The organism is Arthrobacter sp. Soil762 (assembly GCF_001428335.1).
In the GTDB taxonomy this organism is placed as follows: Bacteria; Actinomycetota; Actinomycetes; order Actinomycetales; family Micrococcaceae; genus Arthrobacter.
The window spans coordinates 446,640-466,009 of the sequence record NZ_LMSG01000012.1; the positions used below are offsets into that span (position 1 = coordinate 446,640).

Consider the following 19,370-nt stretch of genomic DNA (forward strand, 5'->3'; position numbering starts at 1 on the left):
GGGCCAGTTCCCGCTACGGGGCCAGTTCCCGCTACGGGATCAATTCCGGCTGACGGGCTAACCCCGCTCAGCGCGCCACGGGTTCCGTGGCGTCCAGCATGGCCAGCTCGTGCCTGCGCGGCATGCCTTCCCAGTCGCCGGGCACCAGGCAGGCAAAGGCCCCCGTGCGGACCGCGGTCAGCAAACGCTCCTGCACCGGGGCCCCGGCCAAGAGGTCCGAGATGTAGCCGGCCACAAAAGCGTCGCCGGCCCCCACGGTGTCGATGGCGTTGACGCGGACGGCGTCCTGCACGTATTCCACTCCATCGATCACGGCGGCACAGCCTGCGGCTCCCCGCTTGATGACCGTCTGGCTTGGACCCAGAGCGGCGACCCGGCGGGCGAGCTCCAGGGAGTCGTCGGACTTTCCCACCGCGATGGCGGCTTCGTCGTCCCCGGCGAACACGATGTCCGCCTGGGCAATGAAGTTCCGGAAGATGTCACGGGCTTCGTCGGCGGACCACAGCGCGGCGCGGTAGTTGAGGTCGAATGAAACCAGGACACCTGCTTCACGGGCAACCTCCAGCGCATACTGCGCCGCCCGGGCTGCCTCCGGCGAAAGCGCCGGCGTGATGCCCGTGAGGTGCAGCAGCCGGGCGTTGGCAATCCGCTCGGCCGGGATGTCCTCCGGGGACAGCCGGGAGCCGGCGCTTCCGGCCCGGTAGTACCAGACCTTGAGCTGGTCCATGGTGCGCCGCTCTTTGATCATGAGGCCGGTGGGTGCCGACTCGTCCCGCAACGGGTCCACCACGATGCCCTCGGCGGCGAGTTCGCGCAGGACAAGTTCACCGAGGCTGTCGTTGCCGACGCGTCCTACCCAGGTCACCGACGTGCCGAGGCGCCGCAGCGCGATGGCAAAGTTGCTCTCGGAACCGCCCATGCCCAGGCTGAGCGAGGACACCTGGGCCAGCGGACCGGGCGTCTCGGCCTTCATGAGGCCCATCGTTTCGCCGAGGGTCACGACGTCGGTGAAAGTCACCGGGCACCCCTCGCCTGGACGGCGTCTGCCACCAGGGAACTGAGCTGCCGGGCGCGGGCGGTGAGGGCGGCGAGGTCGCCGCCGGAGAACGCATCACGGAGCAGCGGTCCGCCCAGGCTGACGGCAAGCGCCCCCGCGGCGATCCAGTCCGCGGCGTCATCGATGCCGATGCCGCCGGACGGAATGACCCGCATGTCGGGGAAGGGCCCGCGAAGCTGCCCAATGTAACTGGGGCCGACGGTGGAGGCGGGGAACAGCTTCACGGCCGTTGCCCCGGCCTGCATGCCGGTCAGCAGTTCGGTGGGGGTCAGCCCGCCCGGGAACACCGGAACGCCGGCCGCAACCGCAGCGCGGATCACGTCCGTCACCATGGCGGGCGTCACAAGGTAGTCCGCGCCGCCGTCGAGCGCCTGCGCAGCCTGGTCGCCGGCGGTGACGGTGCCGACGCCGATCTCCGCGTCGGCGCCGAACTGCCGTTTGATGTCGGGCAGGAGGTCGAACACGCCGTCGGTGCTGAGGGTCAGTTCGATGGACCGGACGCCGCCTTTGACCAGGGCGTCGATGACCGGCGCGTATTCCCGGGCATGCCGGGCGCGGAGGACGGCCACCACAGGGTTGGCCTGCAGGATGGCGGAAACGGGAGGGCCCTGGAGATCGCTCACCGGGCCAGCCACCCGCCGTCGACCGGCAGTACTACGCCGTGGATGTAGTCCGCAGCCGCGGAGGCCAGGAACACCACCGCACCGGCGAGATCGCCGCCGGTGCCCCAGCGCGCGGCCGGGATCCGCACCGAGATCTGTTCATGGCGCTGGGCGTCTGCCAGCAGCGCCTCGTTCATGTCAGTGGCGATGTAGCCCGGCGCAACCGCATTGACGTTCACGCCGCGGGGCGCCCATTCGTTGCAAAGCGCCTTGGTCAGCTGTGCCACGGCACCCTTCGACGCGGCGTAGGCCGGAACCCGCAGGCCGCCCTGGAACGTGAGGAGAGAGGCCATGTTGATGATCTTTCCGCCGCCGCGTTCCACCATCGGGGTGCCGAAGCCCTGGCACAGCTGGAAGACGGCGCGGGTGTTGATGGCCATCACGCGGTCGAAGTCGGACAGCGGGAACTCGGTTGCGTCGTGCCGGATCTGGGTTCCGGCGTTGTTGACCAGGATATCGATCTGGTGTCCCGCGAGCGTTTCGGCTGTGGCGGCGGCAACGGATTCTTCGCTGGCCAGGTCCACGTGGACCGCGGCGGCGCTGACGCCTGCCTTTTCCGCAGCGGCTGCCAGTTCCGGGGCCATGGGGCCGCGCTGGAGTGCCACAACGCCGGCACCGGCGTTGACCAGCCCGAGCGCGATGCCCAGGCCGATCCCGCGGGAGGCGCCAGTTACGGCCGCAGTTTTGCCACTGAGGTCAAACGGCGATTTCTGTGGAGTGGGGTTCATGAACTTTCCTGGGTTTTCGCGGCGGGCGCCGCGGCTGGGCTGACAAAGACTTTGAGGACGCGTCCGGACGCCATCGCCTGGTCAAAGGCCTGGCGTGTGTCCTCCAGGGCGAACACCTGCGTGGGAATGCGGTCCAGCCCCAGCTCACGGCTCTCGATGAGTTCCACCGCGCGTTCCACGGCCGCCCTGGTGTAGACCCGGACGCCCACCACGGTGTTCTCGGCGAACGTCAGGGCCTGGAGGTCCAGTTCGACGGGCTTTTTGTAGACGCCGACGAGCACGATGGTGCCACGGACACGGACGGCCCGGGGCAGCATCGCGGCGACCGCGGGGTGGGCGGCGGAGTCGAAGACGATGTCCGCGCCGTCCCCGCCGGTAGCGGCAAGGATGGCCTGGATCGGGTCGTCCCCGGGTGCCACCGTGGCGAAACCGAGTTCCTCGGCCACCTGGCGGCGGGCCTCGGAGGGCTCCGAAATGAGGACGCTGCCGGCTCCCTGGTGGCGTGCCACCAGGGCTGTCAGGATACCGATGGGCCCGGCGCCGAAGATCACCACCCCCTCGCCGCCGGTCAGGCCGGCCCGGGAAACCGCGTGGACGGCCACAGCCAGGGGTTCGGCGAGGGCGGCCTCCTGGAGGGGCACGGCGTTGCTGACCGGGATGAGCGCGGAGGCAGGCAGTGCCACGTATTCGGCGAGGGAGCCGGCGACGTCGATCCCGTACAGTTTCAGCGCCCGGCAGACGTGGGTGTCCCCGCCGCTGCACGGGTGGCATTCGCCGCAGTGGATGAGGGGCTCCACGGTGACCCGGGTGCCCGCCGCCGGGCCGGTCTCGGCCGCGACCTCCACGACGCCGGTGATCTCATGGCCCATGACCAGGGGAGCCTCGGCGCGGGGGTGCGTTCCGTGCAGGATGGAAAAGTCCGAGCCGCACAGTCCGGTCATTTCCGTCCTGATCAGCGTCCAGCCCGCGGGGATGTCCGGCACGGGCAGCTGCCGCGGTTCGATCGTGTCCGGCGCTGTCCATACGGCGGCGCGCATGGTGCCGTTCAGGAGTGCCGCGCTCATACCAGCACTCCTGCGTTCATCACGTTGCGCGGCATGCGTCCGGCGCATACTTCGAGGACGTTTTCGAGGGTGCGGCGTTTCAGTTCCGCATAGGATTCCTCGCTGTACCAGGCGGCGTGCGGTGTCAGCACGGCGTTTTCGCAGCCGATCAGGGGGCTGGTCAGGGCCAGGGGTTCTTCTTCGAAGACGTCCAGCCCTGCGCCGTAAAGCTGGCCGCTGGCCAGGGCGTCGGCAACCGCGGCGGTGTCCACCACTCCCCCGCGGCAGGTGTTGACCAGCACACCGCCACGTTTCATCCGCGCAAGCACGCCGGCGTTGATCAGGTGGTGCGTATGGGAGTTGAGCGGAACGTGGAGGGACACCACGTCTGCGCGGGAAATCACTTCCTCAAACCCGACGACGGCGACTCCCTCCGCCGTCGTCGTACCGATTTCGGCGAGCGGGTCAGACCCGATCACCGTGTAGCCCAGCCCCCTGGCCTTGCGCGCGGTGGCCGCGCCGATCAGTCCCAGGCCCACCACGCCGAACACCCTGGTGGACATCCGGTGCAGGGGCTGGACGGGGAGCAGCGAGTGTTCCCCGCGCCGCATGCCGCGGTCCAGCCGGGTGATTCCGCGGGCCAGGCTGACGGCCAGGGCAATGGCGTGGTCGCTGACATCCTCGGTGCCGTAGTCCGGCACGTTGCAGACGGCGACGCCGCGGGCGGTGGCTGCCTCGACGTCGATGGTGTCCACGCCCACGCCGTACCGGCCGATCGCCTTCAGCTGCGGCAGGGCAGCCAGGACTCGGTCCGTAATGGGGGCGTACTGGACCACGATGGCGTCGGCGCCGGCAGCGGCCGCAATGACGTCGTCCTCGGTCCGGCACTGGGCGAGGACCAGTTCCACGCCGGCGGCGTCGGCGACGGCCTGCTCCATGGCGATGGAGTCGTGGTCGCAGTCGGTGATGACGATGCGGGTGGGCGTGGCTGGCATTACTTGGCGTCCTCTTCTGTGAGCAGGTCACGATCGACGGTTTCGGGGGCTTTGATGGTGGTGACGAGGCTGATGCCCATCATGGCCATCATGTAGATGGCGACGGGGATCCAGGAGCCGCTGAAGGCGGTGACCAGCGCCGAGCAGATGAGCGGGGCGATGCCGCCGCCGAAGACGGACGAGAATTCCCGGCCAAGGGCGACGCCGGCGTAGCGGTAGCGGGAGCCGAAGAGTTCGGGGAAGTACGCTGCCTGGACGCCCACGGATCCCTGTGCGGCGAAGATGAAGCCGAGCACGATCACCAGCGAAATCAGGAAAAGGTTTCCGGTGTTCAGCAGCAGGAAGGCCGGGATGGGGAAGACAAACAGGAACGCCGTGATGATGAGGTACATCCGGCGGCGGCCGTAGCGGTCGGACAGGCTGCCGAAGGCGTACGCCGAGACGCAGGCGAAGAGCGCGCCCACCAGCAGGACCTTGGGGATGAACGTCGCGTCAATCTTGAGCTGCGTGATCAGGTAGGAGCCCAGGAAGACCTGGAAGATGTAGGAGTGCGCGTTGGCGCCCACGTTCATAAAGAAGACCCGGAACAGGCCCGCACGGCCGTTCTTGACGACGTCGGCCACGGGGGTGGCGCGGATGACGCCGGCGATTTCTTCCTTCTTTTCCTCAAAGACCGGTGATTCCTTCAGCTTGCGGCGGATCACGTAGGCGGCGATGGTGACGAAGATCGACGAGAAAAACACAAGCCGCCAGCCATAGGCTTCCAGGGCTTCGCGGGGCATCATCTGCACCAGGATCCAGACGACGGCGCCCATCGCGGTGCCGGCGGCGGCACCAACGAAGACGAGCGAGGCGTAGCGTCCGCGGCTGCCCTTCGGCGCCGTTTCCGCCACCAGGACCACGCCGCCGGCCTGTTCGGCGCCGGCACCGAATCCCTGGAGGAAGCGGCAGGCAACCAGCAGCACGGGGGCCCAGATGCCCGCCTGCTCGTACGTGGGCAGCAGGCCGATGGCGAAGGTGGCGATGCCCATCAGGAAGAGCGTGGCAACCAGCACCCACTTGCGTCCCAGCCGGTCACCGTACTTGGAGAAGAAGAGGCCACCGAGGGGGCGTGCCCCGAAGCCGACGGCGTAGGCACCGAACGCGGCGATGATGCCGATGGCGGGGTCGATGTTCGGGAAGAAGATCTTGTTGAAGATGATCGCCGAGGCGGTTCCGTAGATCACAAAGTCGTACTGTTCGAGCGCGGTGCCGATCAGGCCGGCCCATGCGGCCCTGCGGACGGGCGCTTTGTCGGTGGCCCCGGGGGACACCTCATTGCCTTCGGGGTCCAGGACCGCCGATTTACTGCGAACAACATCGTTCTCAGCCACAGTTCACCATTTCTCTTTGGTGCCGAAGCACGTTTCCGATTATCGGGACAACATCCCGAAAACTTCAAGCACGACTATATAGGTCTTATCGGCCAGATCACAAAAGGCGGGTTAAACGGCAGAGGCACCCTGCCACCAAAGGGTGGACGGGTGCCTCTGTCTTGTTGTGCAGCTTTGTTGGCTGCGGGGGTACGGGCCTACGGGCGGGCGAGTACCTCGTCGTCAGCTGCGGCATCACTGCCGGAAAGGCGGGCGTCCGCGCTGGCGTCCGCGCTGGAATCCGCGCCGGAATCCGTGGCGTCCACGGCGGACTTTGCTGCGGCGAACTTTTCGTTCAGGCGGGAGTGCCGCTGGCCGTAGGCGAAGTAGATTACGACGCCGATAACCAGCCAGCCGGCGAAGAAGATCCACGTCTCCACAGCGAGGTTCGTCATCAGGTACAGGCACAGGGCGGCCGAAACCACCGGGAGGACCTTGCCGAACGGCACGCGGAAGGACGGCTTCAGGTCCGGGCGCTTCTTGCGCAGCACCAGGATGCCCAGGCTCACCACGACGAACGCGGACAGCGTGCCGATATTGATCATTTCTTCCAGCAGATCCACGTTGGTCAGGCCTGCCACAAGTGCTACTGCGGCGCCGCAGATGATCTGGAGGCGGACCGGCGTCGAACGCTTTTCGCTGGTCTTGGACAGCGCGCGGGGCAGCAGTCCGTCGCGGCTCATGGCCAGCACCACGCGGGACAGTCCCATCAGCAGCACCATGATGACGGTAGTGAGGCCGATCAGGGAGCCGAAGGCGATGACCTTGGCCGCGGTGGTGTTGCCGACGGCCTCGAACGCGGTGGTGAGGGTGGGCGTTTCTGCTGCCGCGAGGTCCGTGTAGGACACCATGCCGGTGAGCGCGAGGGACACCAGGATGTAGAGCACCGTCACTACGGCCAGGCCGCCGAAGATGCCGCGCGGCAGGGTCTTCTGCGGGTTCTTGACTTCCTCCGCGGACGTGGCCACGACGTCAAAGCCGATGAAGGCGAAGAACACCAGGGCCGCGCCGGCGAAGATACCGAGGGTGCCGTACTGGGCAGGCGCGGCGCCGGTGAGGAAGCCGAAGAATGACTGCTTCATGACGTCCGCGGCGCCACCGGCGGTGGGTTCCGCGGCGGGCACGAACGGCGTGTAGTTCTCGAACTTCACGTACGTGAAGCCCACGACGATCACAAACAGCACAACGGCGATCTTGATCAGGGTGAAGACGTTGCCCACGCGGGCGGAGAGCTTGGTGCCCAGCACCAGGAGCACCGTGAAGACGGCAACGATCAGGAAGGCGCCCCAGTAGAGGTCCACGCCGCCGAGCGACAGTGCCGGCGGCACGTCGGCCCCCATCAGCGCGAACACCTTGCTGAGGTAGATGCCCCAGTACTTGGCGATCACGGCCGCGGCGGTGAACAGTTCCAGGATCAGGTTCCAGCCGATGATCCATGCCAGCAGTTCGCCCATGGTGGCGTATGTAAAGACGTAGGCCGATCCGGCGACCGGAATGGCAGTGGCGAACTCGGCGTAGCACATGATGGCCAGGGCGCAGGTGACGGCGGCGATGGCAAACGAGACGGTCACTGCGGGGCCTGAGAAGTTGGCCGCTGCCTTGGCGCCCACCGAGAAAATACCGGCACCGACGGCGACGGCGACACCCATGATCATCAGGTCCCAGCTGCTGAGCGACCGCTTGAGCTTGCGTCCGGGTTCATCGGCGTCGGCGATGGACTGCTCGATGGATTTGGTCCGGAGAAGGTTCATAAGGAGATCCACAATCCTGATAGGGGATGGAAACAGACTTATCAACTTTACTGTCCGGCCACTGGACGGTTCCAACTGTCCCGTATCGTGAGACGCCCATGGTGGCGAAGTTAATTGCGGAAAACACCTTGAGGCCCTCCTTTTGGAGGGCCTCAAGGCTAAAGCATCGAACTGCCTAGACCGGCCAGTCCATCAGCTTTGACCGGATCAGGAACCGCTTACCTTCCGGCGACTCAACCGAGAACCCGCTCCCCCGGCCCTGGACCACGTCCACGGTCAGATGGGTGTGGCTCCAGTAGTTGAACTGCTCCCTGGACATCCAGAACTCGAGGGGCTGCGGCTGCACGCCGTCGGCGATGTCGAACAGCCCCAGGAGTACGTCCGCTTCCGCGGTGATGAACTCCCCGGCCGGATAACACATCGGCGAGGACCCGTCGCAGCAGCCGCCGGACTGGTGGAACATGAGGGGCCCGTGCTGGCCCCACAGCTTCCTGAGCAGTCCCAGGGCCTCGGCGGTGAGCGCCACGCGGGAGATGTCCTCCCCGGGCAGCGTCACTGCGGCGTCAAGCCTCGCCTCCATCATCAGTACGTAATGACGACGCGGCCGTCGATCTTGGCGTGTTTCATCTCGTCAAGAACGGCGTTGACCTCGGAGAGCTGCCGGGTGGACACCGTGGGATGGATCTTGCCCTCGGCGTAGAACTCGAGGGCTTCCTCCAGGTCCTGCCGGGTCCCCACGATCGAGCCGCGGACGGTCAGGCCCTTGAGCACAATCTCGAAGATCGGTGCCGGGAAGTCGCCCGGCGGCAGGCCGTTGAACACAATCGTCCCGCCCCGGCGGGCCATGCCGATCGCCTGGCCAAAAGCAGACGGGTGTACTGCGGTGACCAGGACTCCATGGCAACCTCCGGTTTCACGTTGGATGACTTCGACGGGATCTTCGTGCAGCGCGTTGACGGTGAGCTCGGCGCCGTGCTTCTTGGCAAGGGCGAGTTTGTCGTCCGCGATGTCCACGGCAGCAACCCGCAGTCCCATGGCAACCGCGTACTGGACGGCAATGTGCCCCAGTCCGCCGATACCGGAGATGGTGACCCACTGTCCGGGCCTGGCCTCGGTCATTTTCAGGCCCTTGTAGACCGTGACGCCGGCACAAAGCACCGGGGCGACTTCAACGGGGTCCGAGCCCGCCGGGATGCGGGCGGCAAAGCGCGTGTCCACGAGCATGTACTCCCCGAAGGAGCCGTCCACACTGTAGCCGGCGTTCTTCTGTACCTCGCAGAGTGTCTCCCAGCCGGTGCGGCAGTACTGGCAGTCGCCGCAGGCGGACCAGAGCCAGGCGTTGCCGACGAGGTCGCCGACGGCGAGGTCGGTGACACCCTCGCCCAGGGCAACCACTTCGCCCACGCCTTCGTGGCCGGGAATGAACGGCGGTGTCGGCTTGACCGGCCAGTCGCCCTCAGCCGCGTGGAGGTCTGTGTGGCAGACGCCGGTGGTGATGACCTTGACCAGCGCCTCACCCCGGCCCGGGGTGGGAATGGGGAGGGTCTGGATCTGAAGATCCTTGCCGAATTCGGTTACTACTGCTGCTTGCATTGTCGTCGTCATTGGCGAAATCCTTGCGTAGATAAAGCGGTGGTGCGGTGGAGGTGGTGCTGCCTTCCTGAGGGGTGGCCAGGACGGTGCAGGCAGGGACGGACCAGTGCTGACCCGTCCCCGCCCGGGCTAAGGGCGGCTTAGAAGAAGCCGAGCTTGTTCTCGTTGTAGCTGACCAGGAGGTTCTTGGTCTGCTGGTAGTGGTCCAGCATCATGGAGTGGTTTTCACGTCCGATGCCGGAGGACTTGTACCCGCCGAACGCGGCGCCGGCCGGGTAGGCGTGGTAGTTGTTGACCCAGACGCGGCCGGCCTGGATCTCACGGCCCGCACGGTAAGCGACGTTGCCGTTCCGCGACCAGACGCCGGCGCCAAGCCCGTAGAGGGTGTCGTTGGCGATTTCCATCGCGTCGTTGTAGTCGCTGAACCGGGCGACAGACACAACAGGTCCGAAGATCTCCTCCTGGAAGATCCGCATCTTGTTGTGGCCTTCGAAGACGGTGGGCTGGACGTAGTAGCCGCCGGCCAGGTCGCCTTCCAACTCGGCGCGGGCGCCGCCGGTAAGCACCTTGGCGCCTTCCTGCTTGCCGATGTCGATGTAGGAAAGGATCTTTTCGAGCTGGTCGTTGGAGGCTTGGGCCCCGAGCTGGGTTTCGGTGTCCAGCGGGTTGCCCTGGATGATTTTCTCCACCCGGGCCACCGCATCAGCCATGAAGGAATCGTAGATGTCCTCCTGCACCAGGGCGCGGGACGGGCAGGTGCAGACCTCGCCCTGGTTGAAGGCGAAGAGCGCGAAGCCCTCCTGCGCCTTGTCGTAGAACGCGTCGTCGGACTCAGCAACGTCGTTGAAGAAGATGTTCGGGCTCTTGCCGCCGAGCTCCAGGGTGACGGGGATCAGGTTCTGGCTGGCGTACTGGCTGATGAGGCGCCCGGTGGACGTCTCGCCGGTGAAGGCGATCTTGCGGATCCGCGGGCTGGACGCGAGCGGTTTGCCGGCCTCGACGCCGAAGCCGTTGACCACGTTGAGGACACCGGCGGGCAGCAGGTCACCGATGAGTTCCATCAGGACCAGAATGGACGACGGCGTCTGCTCGGCGGGCTTGAGGACCACGGCGTTGCCGGCTGCGAGGGCCGGGGCAAGCTTCCAGACGGCCATCAGGATGGGGAAGTTCCAGGGGATGATCTGGCCGACGACGCCGAGAGGCTCGTGGTAGTGGTAAGCGGTGGTGTCGTCGTCGAGCTGGGAGAGCCGGCCTTCCTGGGCGCGGACGGCCGAGGCGAAGTAGCGGAAGTGGTCCGCGGCGAGCGGGATGTCCGCGTTCAGGGTTTCGCGGATCGGCTTGCCGTTGTCCCAGGATTCGGCGACGGCGAGCATCTCGAGGTTCTCGTCGATGCGGTCGGCGATCTTGTTCAGGATGGCGGCGCGCTCGGCGACGGAGGTCTTGCCCCAGGACGGTGCGATCTTGTGGGCGGCGTCCAGTGCCAGCTCGATGTCTTCCGCGGTGCCGCGGGCAACTTCGCAGAAGACCTTGCCGGTGACGGGTGTGATGTTCTCGAAGTACTGGCCCTTGACGGGGGCAACCCACTCGCCGCCGATCCAGTTCTCGTAGCGGTCCTTGAACGTGACCTTCGAACCCTCGGTACCGGGCTGTGCGTAAACAGTCATTGCTAGCTCCTTTGCTCTGCATGAAAGGTGACGCCTGATGATGGCGGCCGCCGTTGGTTCCAGCGTAGGAGGGTGAAGGTTGCAGTCAGGTTGCGCCGGTGTGAGCCAGCTCACTGGGGATTCAGCCTGGGGCCACGCCTGCCGGGTTCCCTGGCCGAGCTTGCGAGGTTAGGGGGCAGGTGGGGAGGCGCTCAGTTCCGCTTCCAGCCGCTCAAGGTCCGCGACGACGGCGGCCCGCTTGGGCGAGCGCGCCGGCAGCAGCTTCAGGGCGGCAGTCCGGACGTCGACGTCGTCCCTTGCCTCCGGGAGGGCAGCGTACTTGAGCAGCGTCTCGGCACTGCCGTCCGTCAGGACCGCTTCGCGCATGAGCGAGGAGACCCTGTCGCGGAGGTCGATGATGCCCGGCGCGTCGGAGCGCGGCAGCACCGCGCCTCGGTAGATTTCCAGCGCAATCCGGTGGGCGCCGCGCTGCAGGCAGTTCAGCACCTGCCCGCTGTCCGGGACCAGGTCCATGGTGAGTTTGTACGGCCTGGATTCCGGGACGGCGGCCGGATTGAGCTGCTGGAGGATCTTGCGCAGCCGGACCATTTCCGCGCGGAGCGTCATCGTGGGGCCGTCGCCCGGGTAGAGCAGGACGCTGAGCTCCTCGGCGCTCAGCCCGGCGGGGTGCGTGCTGAGCAGGGCGAGGATTTCACTGTGCCGGGCGGACAGCGCCACCGTTTTGCCTTCGATGCTGAGCAACGCCTGGTCCCGGCCCAGAAGCTGGAGGCTGTTGCGGTACAGGCTGCCTTCCTTCGCGCCCCCGGCGCCTGCTCCCCCGGCAGAACCGGGCCTGGCCGCGGAACTGTTGTTCCGCCGTCGGGCCGGCCGGCTGGCAAGGATTGCCGCCAGCTGCAGCCGCTCAACACGGAGCTGCGCCTGCGCGGCAGCGACGGTCGCTTCAACGAGGGACAGCGTGTGGGGCGCCACCGCGCTGGCCTCGCCCGTGATGTCCACCACGCCCAGCAGCGCACCGGAATCCGGATCGTGGAACGGGACGGCGGTGCAGCTCCACGCGTGCACGGACCGCTGGTAATGCTCCGCCCCGGAAATCTGGATGCCGCGGCCCAGTGCCAGGGCAGTGCCGGGAGCGCTGGTGCCCACGGTGGCCTCTGACCAGTCGGCGCCCGGCACGAACATCATGCCTTCGGCACGGCGCTGCAGGGCCGGATCGCCTTCCACCCAGAGCAGCCGGCCCACTTCATCACCCACGGCAACGAGCAGGCCACTGTCGTGGCTGGGCTGGACCAGGAGTTTGTGGATCACGGGCATGATGCTGGCCAGGGGGTGCTGCCGGCGGTATTCCTCGAGCTCGTCGGTGTCCAGGGCAAGGGGCGCTTCGGGGTTGTCAGGGTTGGCTTTCAACCGGGCGGACCGTTGCCAGGATTCCCGGATCAGCCGCCGCAGCCCGGGCAGTTCCGGCGCGTCTGGAAACGCATGGGCGTCGAGCTGCTCATGGGCGGCCAGGGCATGACGCTGGGCCAGCGCTGGCGCTTCGCCGCCGGACGACGGCGGCAGGATCAGGTTCCTCATCGAACTCCCCTCGGTCCTGCCAGTCTACTGGCCGCTGGCGCGAACGCTCCAGTGCCAGCCCATTTGCGCGAACGGACACTTGGGGTCCCTTGGCTGGGGCCTCAAGTGTCCGTTCGCGCTGTTTGGTGGGTGACGCCGGGTCAGGCGCGGGAGATGCCGATCATTTCCTCGCGCGGGACTACTTTGATGCGTTCACGCACGACGGCGGCAGTCCCGTCGGCGCCGACCTCGCCTTCTGTCCACGCGGCGCCGAGGGCTGCTTCGTGCGCGTCCAGCTTGATCCAGCCCTCCCAGGTGGTGAACTCGATGCCGCGCTCCTGCAGGAGGTCGATGATGGCCTGCGGGTCCGGGTTCTGGGCGGGTGGCAGGGTGAGCCGGTCCTCGAGCAGGAAGCCGATGGTCTCCAGGGCGTCGCCCTTGGTGTGCCCGATCAGGCCGACCGGCCCGCGCTTGATCCAGCCGGTGGCGTAGATTCCGGGGACGGGGTTGCCATCGGCGTCGAGCACGCGGCCGCCCTCGTTCGGGATCACTCCGCGTTTGGCGTTGTACTCCAGCTCGTCCAGTGGCGAACCGTGGTAGCCGATGGCACGGTACACGGCCTGAACGGGGTAGTCCAAAAACTCGCCCGTGCCCTTGACGTTGCCGGTGCCGTCCAGCTCCATCCGCTCAAACTTGATGCCGGCCACCCGGCCGGAGCCGCCGTCGTCGGGGTCCTGGTAGATCTCCACCGGGCTGTGCAGGAAGTGCAGGTGCAGGCGGCGGGAGGACGGCTCTTCCGCTTCGGCGTGCTCCTCCACAAGCCAGTTGGTCAGCGTGTTCACCATGGTCTTGATCTGGTTGTTGCTGCGGATGGCGTCATCGGAGGCTTCGTCGAACTCGAAGTCCTCCGGGTACAGGACAATGTCCACGTCCTTCATGTGGCTCAGCTCGCGCAGCTCCAGCGGCGTGAACTTGACCTGGGCCGGGCCGCGGCGGCCAAAGACGTGGACGTCGGTGACCGGGGAGTTCTTCAGGCCCTGGTAGACGTTGTCCGGGATCTCGGTGGTGAGGAGTTCATCGGGGTGCTTGACCAGCATCCGGGCCACGTCCAGCGCCACGTTGCCGTTGCCGATCACGGCGATTTCCTTGGCATCCAGCGGCCAGTCGCGGGGCACATCCGGGTGGCCGTCGTACCAGGACACAAAGTCGGCGCCGCCGAACGATCCGGCCAGGTCAATGCCAGGAATGGCCAGGTCCGCGTCCTTGATGGCGCCGGTGGAGAAGATCACGGCGTCGTAGAAGGCCCGGAAGTCATGGAGGGTGAGATCGCGGCCGTACGTGACGTTGCCCAGGAAGCGGATGTCGCCGCGGTCCAGGACCTTGTGCAGCGCGTTCACGATCCCCTTGATGCGCGGGTGGTCAGGGGCCACGCCATAGCGGATCAGGCCGTACGGGGCGGGGTAGGCCTCAAAAAGGTCGATACTGACCTCAAAATCGCCGTCCTTGACGCCGTTGGACTTGGTCAGGATATCCGCCGCGTAAACACCTGCCGGTCCCGCACCCACAATGGCAACGCGGAGTGGACGTTTGGAGGTGGTTTCGCCTGGGTTGGACACCGGGAGCCCTTCTGGAAGGAGGATTTCGCGCCGGAGGCGCTTAGTGCAGTGCACAGTGCAGTTGCGCACAATGTCCCATTCTAAATGTGTTGCAGCGGCACCACTTCACCTTCCCGGTACAGCAGGGCCCGGAGCTCGGCTTCCGCGGAATCCAGGCGTTTGGGGTCGATGGTCTCGCCAGCGGCAAAGTGGTCCAGCAACCGGGGATCAACATAGCTTTTGCGGGCGATCGACGGCGTGTTCCCCAGCACCGCAGCGGCCGCCAGCATGGCCACGCTGATGGCGCCCTTCCGCGCGGCAATGGTCGGTTGCGGGCCGCTGCGCGCCAGGCTGACGGCGGCGGCCACCGTCCCGTGCAGCGTGCGGAAGTCCTTGGCGGTGAAGTCCAGGCCAGTCCGCTCCTTGACGTAGGCATTGATGTCCGCGCTGGTGACCGGCCGCCAGGTCCGGCCCTCCTTGAACGCCAGGAACCTGGCGTTTCCACCGCGGCGCTTGAGCGTCCGCACCAGGGCGGCGAGGTCGGCGTCGTGGATTTCCGACTCCCAGTCCTTGCCGCTCTTGGCCGGAAACTTCAGCTCGAGGCACTCCTTCCGGACGTGCACATGCGCACACAGGAGCGTGGCCAGGCCTCGGCTGCCGTTCTCGTTGGTGTACCGCTCGGACCCCACCCGCAGGGACCCGCTGTCCAGCATCCGGAAGGCCGCCGCCAGGACGCGTTCGCGGCTGGGACCGTCGCTGCGCAGGTCCAGGGTGACCAGCCGGCGGGCGGTGGGCAGCGACTCCGCCAGCTGCAGGGCGCGGTCGAACTTCACGCGGTCTTTCCGCTCCCGCCAGGCGGGGTGGTAGATGTACTGCCGCCGGCCCATCGCATCCAGGCCCGTCGCCTGGATGTGCCCGTTGTCGAATGGCGCAATCCAGACGTCCGTCCAGGCCGGCGGGATGCCGATGCTTTCCAACCGGTCCCGGACCGGCCCCGGCGGCAGTGTGGAGCCGTCCAGGTCCCGGTAGCTGAAGCCCGTCCCGGCGGGCACGCGACGGTAGCCGCGGCCGTTGGCGTTGCTGCGGCGGAGCCTCACGGGACGGCAACCTGCGGGGTCTTCGGTTCCATGAAGGACAGCGTACTTAGTCTTGACTGGAATACGCGTCCAGCAACTGGTGTTAATGGTTAGGTGCCTACGCCCCCTGAAACCACCTCCTTACCCACAACCGCCGTTACCGCGCCAGCAGGCCTCAAGGCTGTGGACAAGGAGACGACGGCGGGAGTCCTGTTCGGTTTCGGCGCGTACGGGTTGTGGGGGCTGCTCCCCCTGTACTTCTTCGCGCTGATGCCCGCCGGTGCGGTGGAGATCGTGGCCAACCGCGTGGTGTGGTCCCTGATTTTCTGCGTCCTCCTGATCACGGTCACCCGGTCCTGGCGTGCGCTGGCCGCAGCGTTCCGCGACCGTTCGGTGTTCGGCACCCTCGCCATCGCGGCCGCACTCATTGCCGTGAACTGGCTGACCTATACCTACGGCGTCACCACCGGCCAGGCCGTCGAAGCAGCCCTGGGCTACTTCATCAACCCCCTGGTCTCGGTCCTCCTGGGTGTGTTCGTCCTGAAGGAAAGGCTGCGCCCCCTCCAGTGGGCCGCCGTCGGAATCGGGTTTGTGGCAGTAGGCGTGCTGACCGTGAGCTACGGCAAACTGCCCTGGATCGCCCTGACCCTGGCCTTCAGCTTCGGGCTGTACGGGTTCGTGAAGAAGCGCGTTGGGCCGAAGGTGGACGCGGTGACCAGCCTCAGCGTGGAGACCATTGTGCTGGCACCGATCGCGGCGGCCACCATGGTGTTCCTCGGCGTCAGCGGCTCGGCCACCCTGGCCAGCCAGGGCCCCGGGCACTTCTGGCTCCTGGTGGCCTCGGGCGTGATCACCGCGGTGCCGCTGCTGTTCTTCGGCGCCTCGGCCCGCCGGCTGCCCATGACCACCATCGGGCTGCTGCAGTACGTCGCCCCGCTCCTGCAGTTCATCGTGGCGCTGGTGGTGTTCCAGGAAGCCATGACCGCCAGCCGCTGGATCGGCTTCGGCGTGGTGTGGCTGGCGCTGCTGGTGCTGACCGTCGACATGCTGCGGATGGCAGGCAAGAACTCGAGGGCAAGAAAGCGGGCCCGCACCTCATAAAACGAGCGCGAACGAACGAACACTTGAGGCCCTGGAAACGTGAGTTTCCAGGGCCTCAAGTGTTGTTCGCGCCGTTGCGAGGGGGCGCTAACTCTGTGTGGCGGCGTCCTAGGCGTTGGCCTTGATGGCCGCGGCCAGGACGTCCAGGCCGTCGTTCAGCAGGTCGTCAGTGATAACCAGCGGGGGCAGCAGGCGGATGACGTTGCCGTAGGTGCCGCAGGTGAGGATGATGACACCCTCCTTGAGGCAGGCAGCCGCTACGGCCTTGGTCAGCTCGGGGTTGGGTTCCTTGGAGCCGGCCTGGACCAGTTCGACGGCCAGCATCGCGCCGCGGCCGCGGATGTCACCGATCACGGACTTCCCGGCGCCGGCCAGTTCGGCCTGCAGTTCCTGCAGGCGTCCCGTGGCGAGCTGCTCGATGTGGCGGGCGCGTCCGGCGAGGTTGTATTCCTCCATGGACCCGATCGCGGCCAGCGCGGCGGCGCACGCCACCGGGTTGCCGCCGTAGGTGCCGCCCAGGCCGCCCGGGTGGACGGCGTCGAGCAGGTCCGCGCGGCCAGTGATCGCGGACAGCGGCATGCCGCCGGCAATGCCCTTGGCCATGGTGATGATGTCCGGGACAACGCCCTCGTGGTCCACCGCGAACCATTCGCCGGTGCGGCAGAAGCCGGACTGGACTTCGTCGGCGATGAACACAACGCCGTTGGCCTTGGCCCAGGCGGCCAGCGCGGGGAGGAAGCCCTCGGCGGGGACGATGAAGCCACCCTCGCCCTGGATGGGTTCGATGATGACCGCGGCAACCTGGTCGCCGCCGATCTGCTTTTCGATCATGGTGATGGCGCGCTTGGCGGCCTCGGCACCGGTGATCGAGAGGTTCTCCTCGCGGTACGGGTAGCTCATGGGCATGCGGTAGACCTCGGGCGCGAACGGGCCGAAGTTGGTCTTGTACGGCATGGCCTTGGCGGTCAGCGCCATGGTCAGGTTGGTACGGCCGTGGTAAGCGTGGTCAAAGGCGACGACGGCGTCACGCCCGGTGGCGAGGCGGGCCACCTTGACGGCGTTCTCCACTGCCTCGGCGCCGGAGTTGAACAGCACGGTCCGCTTCTCGTGGCCGCCCGGGGTCAGGCGGTTGAGCTGCTCGGCGAGTGCCACGTAGCTTTCGTACGGGGTGACCATAAAGCAGGTGTGGGTGAAGTGCTCCACGGCTTCCTTCACGGCCCCGACGACGGCGGGATCGGACGCGCCGACGCTGGTCACCGCGATGCCCGAGCCGAGGTCGATGAAGGAGTTGCCGTCGACGTCGTGGATGATGCCGCCGTCGGCGTCCGCAACGTAGACCGGAACGGCGGACGCGACACCGGCGGCGACCACTGCCTTGCGGCGCTCGGTCAAAGCGATGGACTTGGGGCCCGGGAAGTCGGCCTGGACACGGCGCTTTTGTTCCAGGCGGAAGGTGATTTCACTTGCTGTGGTGCTCATGGGGTCTTCTTTCTGCGTGGCGGGGTCTCGACAGGCTCGACCACCGGAACTCTTGATGCGGGGCGGGGTCTCGACAGACCACCGGGAGAGTTGCTAGGCGTCGAGTGCGCTCATGACATGCTTGATGCGGGTGTAGTCCTCGACGCCGTACATGGAGAGGTCCTTGCCGTAGCCGGACTGCTTGAAGCCGCCGTGGGGCATTTCGGCGGTGAGCAGGATGTGGGTGTTGATCCAGACGGCGCCGAAGTCCAGGTCCCGGCTCATCCGCATGGCGGTGCCGTGGTCCGACGTCCAGACGCTGGAGGCGAGGGCGTATTCGACGTCGTTCGCCAGCTCGAGCGCCTCCGCCTCGGAGGAGAACTTCTGCACCGTGATGACCGGGCCGAAGGTTTCCTTCTGGACGATGTCGTCCGTCTGCTTGGCGCCGGTGACGATGGTGGGTTCGAAGAAGAAGCCCTTGTCCCCGGCGCGGTGGCCTCCGGTGACAACCTTGCAGTTTTCCGGGAGGTGCTCCACCACGGAGGTGACGGCGTTGAAGTGGTTCACGTTGTTCAGCGGGCCGAAGTAGTTCTCTTCGTCGTTCTGCGAGCCGGTGTGCAGGGTCTTGGTGTGTTCCACCATGGCTGCCACGACGTCGTCGTGGACTGAGTCCTCCACCAGCACGCGCGTGATGGCGGTGCAGTCCTGGCCGGCGTTGAAGAAAGCGAACTCGGCGATGGCCGCGGCGCTCTTCTTGATGTCGGCGTCCTTGAACACAATGGCCGGGGCCTTGCCGCCGAGTTCCAGGTGGGCGCGCTTGAGGCCCTTCGCAGCTCCGGAGGCCACGGCGATGCCGGCCCGGACGGAACCCGTGATGGAGACCAGGCCGGGGACCCGGTGTTCCACCATCATGGCGCCGGTTTCGCCGGTTCCCAGCACGACGTTCAGCACGCCGGCGGGCAGGATGTCGCCGGCCAGGCGGGCCAGCACCAGGGTGGATTCGGGGGTGGTGTCGGAGGGCTTGAGGACCACGGTGTTGCCGGCCGCGAGCGCGGGGCCGATCTTCCAGATGGCCATCAGGAACGGGTAGTTCCAGGGCGCAACCTGGGCCACCACACCGATGGGTTCGCGGCGCACGTAGGAGGTGTGGCCTTCGAAGTACTCGCCCGCGGACTTGCCTTCCAAGATGCGTGCGGCACCGGCGAAGAAGCGGAGCTGGTCGGCGCCGGCGGCAATTTCCTCGGAGGCAATCAGGGAGCGGACCTGCCCGGTGTTGCGGTGCTGGGCCTCGACAAGTTCGTCGCTGTTGGCTTCAACGGCGTCCGCCAGCTTGAGCAGCATCAGCTGGCGCTGCCCGGGGGTGACGTGCTTCCAGGTCTTGAAGGCGTCCTTGGCCGCGGTCATGGCGGCGTCGACGTCGGCCTGGATGGAAACGGGAGACTGCGCCACTACCTCGCCGTTAGTGGGATTAACGATGTCCAGCAGGGCGGTGCCCGCGGGCGTAACGAACTCACCATTGATGAAGTTCTGCAAGGTTTGGACCACGGTGTACAACCTCTTTCATAAAGGAACATCAGCTGCGAAGCGGATGGTTGCGACTGCCTTGAGCCTATGCCAGCACCTTCCCCCCGGGGAATAGCCACCTGCACACCCTTGGCCGCAATGTTTAGTGCGGTTGACCAGC

General features: G+C 66.8%; 16 protein-coding genes. 1 reads left to right on the plus strand and 15 read right to left on the minus strand.

The window, feature by feature from the left end; genetic code table 11:
* Positions 1-67 precede the first annotated feature (67 nt).
* The 13 genes from ASG77_RS10140 to ASG77_RS10200 form a co-directional block, all read right to left on the minus strand.
* Positions 68-1,018, minus strand: coding sequence for a sugar kinase (locus tag ASG77_RS10140; protein WP_235564434.1), 951 nt, complete (start codon positions 1,016-1,018; stop codon positions 68-70).
* Entirely contained in the window at positions 1,015-1,680 is a 666-nt protein-coding gene (locus ASG77_RS10145; RefSeq protein WP_200950737.1) for a bifunctional 4-hydroxy-2-oxoglutarate aldolase/2-dehydro-3-deoxy-phosphogluconate aldolase, read from the minus strand. Before ASG77_RS10145 ends, ASG77_RS10140 begins: the two co-directional genes overlap by 4 nt.
* Positions 1,677-2,447, minus strand: coding sequence for an SDR family oxidoreductase (locus ASG77_RS10150; protein WP_056344670.1), 771 nt, complete (start codon positions 2,445-2,447; stop codon positions 1,677-1,679). Before ASG77_RS10150 ends, ASG77_RS10145 begins: the two co-directional genes overlap by 4 nt.
* Complete coding sequence (locus ASG77_RS10155; RefSeq protein WP_056344673.1) at positions 2,444-3,511, minus strand: zinc-dependent alcohol dehydrogenase; 1,068 nt, start codon at positions 3,509-3,511, stop codon at positions 2,444-2,446. The genes ASG77_RS10150 and ASG77_RS10155 overlap by 4 nt, the downstream gene beginning before the upstream one ends.
* Positions 3,508-4,485 (minus strand): C-terminal binding protein, encoded by a 978-nt coding sequence (locus tag ASG77_RS10160; protein WP_056344676.1) that lies wholly within the window; start codon positions 4,483-4,485, stop codon positions 3,508-3,510. The genes ASG77_RS10155 and ASG77_RS10160 overlap by 4 nt, the downstream gene beginning before the upstream one ends.
* Entirely contained in the window at positions 4,485-5,858 is a 1,374-nt protein-coding gene (locus tag ASG77_RS10165) for an MFS transporter (protein ID WP_235564436.1), read from the minus strand. The genes ASG77_RS10160 and ASG77_RS10165 overlap by 1 nt, the downstream gene beginning before the upstream one ends.
* A gap of 197 nt (positions 5,859-6,055) precedes the next feature.
* Positions 6,056-7,648 (minus strand): amino acid permease, encoded by a 1,593-nt coding sequence (locus ASG77_RS10170; protein ID WP_056344679.1) that lies wholly within the window; start codon positions 7,646-7,648, stop codon positions 6,056-6,058.
* 175 nt (positions 7,649-7,823) lie between these two features.
* Entirely contained in the window at positions 7,824-8,231 is a 408-nt protein-coding gene (locus tag ASG77_RS10175) for a DUF779 domain-containing protein (protein ID WP_056344682.1), read from the minus strand.
* Entirely contained in the window at positions 8,231-9,253 is a 1,023-nt protein-coding gene (gene adhP / locus ASG77_RS10180) for an alcohol dehydrogenase AdhP (RefSeq protein ID WP_200950739.1), read from the minus strand. Before adhP ends, ASG77_RS10175 begins: the two co-directional genes overlap by 1 nt.
* A gap of 128 nt (positions 9,254-9,381) precedes the next feature.
* Positions 9,382-10,905 (minus strand): acetaldehyde dehydrogenase ExaC, encoded by a 1,524-nt coding sequence (exaC, locus tag ASG77_RS10185; RefSeq protein WP_056344688.1) that lies wholly within the window; start codon positions 10,903-10,905, stop codon positions 9,382-9,384.
* Between the two features lie 168 nt (positions 10,906-11,073).
* Positions 11,074-12,477: a GAF domain-containing protein gene (locus ASG77_RS10190; RefSeq protein WP_056344691.1), complete on the minus strand. Its 1,404-nt coding sequence runs from the start codon at positions 12,475-12,477 to the stop codon at positions 11,074-11,076.
* Between the two features lie 140 nt (positions 12,478-12,617).
* The gene (locus ASG77_RS10195) at positions 12,618-14,072 is read right to left on the minus strand and encodes an FAD-dependent oxidoreductase (RefSeq protein ID WP_056344694.1); all 1,455 of its coding nucleotides are present in this window, start codon (positions 14,070-14,072) and stop codon (positions 12,618-12,620) included.
* Positions 14,073-14,152: 80 nt separating this feature from the next.
* Positions 14,153-15,148, minus strand: a complete 996-nt coding sequence (locus ASG77_RS10200) for a DNA topoisomerase IB (RefSeq protein ID WP_056344697.1) — start codon at positions 15,146-15,148, stop codon at positions 14,153-14,155.
* A gap of 93 nt (positions 15,149-15,241) precedes the next feature.
* Here ASG77_RS10200 and rarD point away from each other — a divergent pair, with 93 nt between their 5' ends.
* The gene (gene rarD / locus ASG77_RS10205) at positions 15,242-16,228 is read left to right on the plus strand and encodes an EamA family transporter RarD (protein WP_056344699.1); all 987 of its coding nucleotides are present in this window, start codon (positions 15,242-15,244) and stop codon (positions 16,226-16,228) included.
* Positions 16,229-16,336: 108 nt separating this feature from the next.
* Here the strand turns inward: rarD and gabT are convergent, their stop codons facing one another.
* Positions 16,337-17,707, minus strand: coding sequence for a 4-aminobutyrate--2-oxoglutarate transaminase (gabT, locus tag ASG77_RS10210; protein WP_056344703.1), 1,371 nt, complete (start codon positions 17,705-17,707; stop codon positions 16,337-16,339).
* Between the two features lie 93 nt (positions 17,708-17,800).
* Positions 17,801-19,231, minus strand: a complete 1,431-nt coding sequence (locus tag ASG77_RS10215; protein WP_056345184.1) for a gamma-aminobutyraldehyde dehydrogenase — start codon at positions 19,229-19,231, stop codon at positions 17,801-17,803.
* Positions 19,232-19,370: the final 139 nt, after the last annotated feature.

What these genes read in the sequence shown, in the direction of transcription:
- ASG77_RS10150 (WP_056344670.1), bottom strand. Translation starts at nt 2,447, where the DNA reads ATGAACCCCACTCCACAGAAATCGCCGTTTGACCTCAGTGGCAAAACT.
- ASG77_RS10155 (WP_056344673.1), bottom strand. Translation starts at nt 3,511, where the DNA reads ATGAGCGCGGCACTCCTGAACGGCACCATGCGCGCCGCCGTATGGACA.
- ASG77_RS10160 (WP_056344676.1), bottom strand. Translation starts at nt 4,485, where the DNA reads ATGCCAGCCACGCCCACCCGCATCGTCATCACCGACTGCGACCACGAC.
- ASG77_RS10170 (WP_056344679.1), bottom strand. Translation starts at nt 7,648, where the DNA reads ATGAACCTTCTCCGGACCAAATCCATCGAGCAGTCCATCGCCGACGCC.
- ASG77_RS10175 (WP_056344682.1), bottom strand. Translation starts at nt 8,231, where the DNA reads ATGATGGAGGCGAGGCTTGACGCCGCAGTGACGCTGCCCGGGGAGGAC.
- adhP (WP_200950739.1), bottom strand. Translation starts at nt 9,253, where the DNA reads ATGACGACGACAATGCAAGCAGCAGTAGTAACCGAATTCGGCAAGGAT.
- exaC (WP_056344688.1), bottom strand. Translation starts at nt 10,905, where the DNA reads ATGACTGTTTACGCACAGCCCGGTACCGAGGGTTCGAAGGTCACGTTC.
- ASG77_RS10190 (WP_056344691.1), bottom strand. Translation starts at nt 12,477, where the DNA reads ATGAGGAACCTGATCCTGCCGCCGTCGTCCGGCGGCGAAGCGCCAGCG.
- gabT (WP_056344703.1), bottom strand. Translation starts at nt 17,707, where the DNA reads ATGAGCACCACAGCAAGTGAAATCACCTTCCGCCTGGAACAAAAGCGC.